Below are 3,361 nucleotides of genomic sequence, written 5' to 3'. Positions count from 1 at the left end.
TCGATCAGCAATTGACTTTATTCGCCGGGCGACAAACGAACGCGGCATGTTCCAGCCCTTTTTTAAAAAAGACTTTTCAATGTACCTGGATAGAGACTTTCTGCAAGCGGTTCTCTCGGAAAATTTACGGTTCCTGCTGTTAAACGTGACCGAGCAGTGCAATCAGCGATGCGCTTATTGCGTGTATTCGGGTAAATACACCGGGCGGCGCACACACAGCAACCGATTTATGACATGGGATGTCGCCCGAAAGAGCATTGACTTTTTTCTCGCCAGAGCCAGCAGAGAAGATAGAACCTCTATTTCATTTTACGGCGGGGAGCCTCTTCTCAAATGGGACCTTATTAAACGGTGCGTTAAGTATATCCATAAGCATAGTACCCTGGAAAGGCTTACTGTATCCGTCGGAACCAACGCCACACTGTGTAACGATGAAACAATTGACTTCTTAATCGAAAATGACATTGTGCTTTTTATTAGCCTCGACGGGCCGCCCAAGGTGCATGACGCGGCGCGCGTTTATCGAAATGGCAGAGGAACACATGGAAAGGTGGTGGATACGTTAAGGAGGATCAGGGACAAAAATTATCATTACTTTCACAGTAGGGTATGTCTGCTTGCCACCTATGATGAAAATAACGATTTATTAGAAGTCTGCAGGTATTTCAGCAACTCATTCTTTAGAGACTTATCGGTGCGAATCAGTCACATACGAGACCTCGACACAGACGCCCGCTCGCTGCCGCAGTCAAAGTCAAGGGAATATCAGAAGAATTTGAACAGGCTGATGGAGATGTACCTCGATGGCCTCGGGGGAAACACTGTCTTTAATTTTTCCCTCGCCTCCAGTGTCTTTCGCCGTGTTTTCAGGTTGCTTCCTCAAAGAGAGATCGCCCGGGCCAGCGGCATGGCTCGCCCCAATAGAGCTTGCATCCCGGGCATAAGTCAGTTGTTTGTGAGTTCGGATGGCCTCTTTTACACCTGCAACCATTTCTGTTCGCCTGGCTATGACATTGGCAATTACCAGACCGGAATTGAAATTGAAAAGGTGCACAGGATTTTAGAAACCTACATTAATTTTTGTGATGACATGTGTCAAAGATGCTGGGCCTATCGGCTATGCTGGCATTGCTTTGTGCAGGCTCTTGAAAAGGGTCATTTAAACAAAAAGAGAAAGGCGGAAAACTGTATCCAAGAAAAACATGATATCGCTCAAGACCTTAAACGTTTTATCTATCTCCTGGAAAACGAGCCCAAGGCCGCCCTGGATAACAAATTCAGCCTTAAATCGCGCTTGCAGCCACGTGACTCCATGAACAATCTAGGAAAAACGGAAAGGACCGGATCACGAATCAGGATTGACGATCTGCCAGAGGTCCCGGAAATGAGCTTTTCAGAAAAGGATTTCTGATGGAAAAGAATCTGTAATTACCGAAAATTAAATTACATTACTAGCACAAGGCTTTTCATTTTAACCACTAGTTTAAAAAATATTGCATTTTTGATTACTATTTGTAAGTATTAATTATCTCTAATTTTTTAGATATGGCAAAAGCCTTAAATTCTTGAGATCATGGACGCACGACTCTTATTTTCTTCTACAACTTCTCAAAAAAGGAATTTTTTTTACCTATCACTATTACTAAACAACTCAACATCAGGGGATTAAGAAGAAAGGAGGTCAGAAACAATGAAGGTTTTGGGCGTCGTGACAAGCCATAGACGGCTGGGCAATACAGAGATATTGGTCAAGGAAGCATTAATGAGCGCTGAGGAGGAAGGGGCTGAAGTCGAAATAATAAGATGGACGGACCATCAAGTACTTTCATGTGAAGGATTAGCCACATGCTTATTCAGCGGCGTGGGGTGCAAACTTAAGGATAAGGATGACCATAATTACCTGCTGGAAAAGATATACGAGTGTGACGGCCTTGTTTTCGGGTCCCCTTGCTATATCAAGGAGGCGACTGCAATAGTGAAGCAGTTCATTGACCGTTTGTTTGTTCTAACTAGTCAGCCTTCCCGGGCCCGAGGAAAGCCGGCCGTAATCATTATGCCTTATGCCACCCGGGGGTGGACACAGTACGCCTTTTTGCAGCCAAATATCCTGCTTGGTCAGCTGGGGATGTTAGTCATTGACAGGGCGCTCGTTCATACTCAGGGTATGAGCGAAGCCATAGCTCATCCGGAGGGGCTTGAGAGAGTCCGCGGCATGGGGAAAGCACTGGCAATAGCAATTAAAACTGGAGATACCACCTATCGAGGCGAGCCTGGGGTGTGCCCCATTTGCCATGATCGCATCATCCGCATCCATAAGGATAATGAGACTGTAGAATGCGGTACTTGCGGCATGACAGGCCATCTCAGCATAGAGGATGGCAAGATTGAAGTACATTTCCCAGAGGAGCAGATTAATTGGATCCGCTCAGGTGCATCCGGCCACGCAGCCTACGAAATATTGCCTTCAAAAGACTACTTTCGGAAGTTAAAACCTCTGCTCAAGGAAGGACGACAGAAGTATCGGCAGTATTTGCATATTGATCGCGAGCCTGCAAAATCTAGCGACAGGGGGCAATAAAAATGGCAGAAATCATGGCCAAATTAAGATGGTTTCCTTTAGGCCCCATTGAGGGTCCCAAGGAGCCCATTAAAAAAGACGACTTAGATAATATAGCCAAGCAGTATGGAGTGAGCATTTCCCTTGAAGAAATGCGAGGCGCGCTACTAGGGGAGACAAGGGGTAAGGCTATTGAGGAGATCACCCAGCACATAGTCGCCATATCAACTGACGATGAAGAAGCATTCCGGGGAGTGATTCGGGCGCTGGTAAAGAAGTACCGTGCCCCTCGCACCACCTACGCCACCTTGGACAGCGATGAAAGAGTCAGGAGGATGATAGCGGAGTTATTCGATGAGGAAGACGGTTGGTTCTAAGTATCTAAACGAAAGTCACACCACCCGCCATAAGTAGTATGTAGTAGTATGTAGGTTGGGTAGAGCGAAGCGAAACCCAACATCTTTATTCATGTCCGACCTCATTTTCAAAGATCAACTCTTGGCCTGCACCCCAATTTTGATCATAAATCCCCATTTTTACGTAACCATGGAAACTTGAGAATTTCCAATCCTGGGGCGATTCAACTAAATGATGTTTAACCGGATTGTAGTGGATATAATTTATATGCTGGATGAAATCTTCTTCATCCCGGATCGTATGTTCCCAATACCGCCGCTGCCAGATCGCTTTTTCCTTCTTCCGAATTCGTGAAGCGTTGCTCTCATATCCGATGGTCAGGCAATTGCGCGAAAAATAACTCTTTATTTGCCTCAGCCGGGAGGGGAAGTCAGAATCGTTTTGGGG

At 45.8% G+C, this 3,361-nt stretch carries 3 protein-coding genes; all 3 read left to right on the top strand.

What is annotated here, in order from left to right; genetic code table 11:
- Positions 1-1,411, top strand: a 1,411-nt coding sequence (locus JRI95_16715) for a radical SAM protein (GenBank protein ID MBW2063187.1), incomplete at its 5' end; no start/stop codon positions are given.
- 279 nt (positions 1,412-1,690) lie between these two features.
- Positions 1,691-2,578: a flavodoxin family protein gene (locus JRI95_16710; GenBank protein MBW2063186.1), complete on the top strand. Its 888-nt coding sequence runs from the start codon at positions 1,691-1,693 to the stop codon at positions 2,576-2,578.
- A gap of 2 nt (positions 2,579-2,580) precedes the next feature.
- Positions 2,581-2,934 (top strand): hypothetical protein, encoded by a 354-nt coding sequence (locus JRI95_16705; GenBank protein ID MBW2063185.1) that lies wholly within the window; start codon positions 2,581-2,583, stop codon positions 2,932-2,934.
- The last annotated feature ends 427 nt before the right edge of the window (positions 2,935-3,361 follow it).

It is taken from the genome of Deltaproteobacteria bacterium (assembly GCA_019308995.1).
GTDB lineage: Bacteria > Desulfobacterota > Desulfarculia > Adiutricales > JAFDHD01 > JAFDHD01.
Note: the sequence above shows the minus strand (reverse complement) of the source record. Positions and strands in the feature narration are given on the sequence as shown.

Bases quoted from the DNA above. Each gene is read 5' to 3' on its own strand.
- JRI95_16710 (MBW2063186.1), top strand. From the start codon at position 1,691: ATGAAGGTTTTGGGCGTCGTGACAAGCCATAGACGGCTGGGCAATACA.
- JRI95_16705 (MBW2063185.1), top strand. From the start codon at position 2,581: ATGGCAGAAATCATGGCCAAATTAAGATGGTTTCCTTTAGGCCCCATT.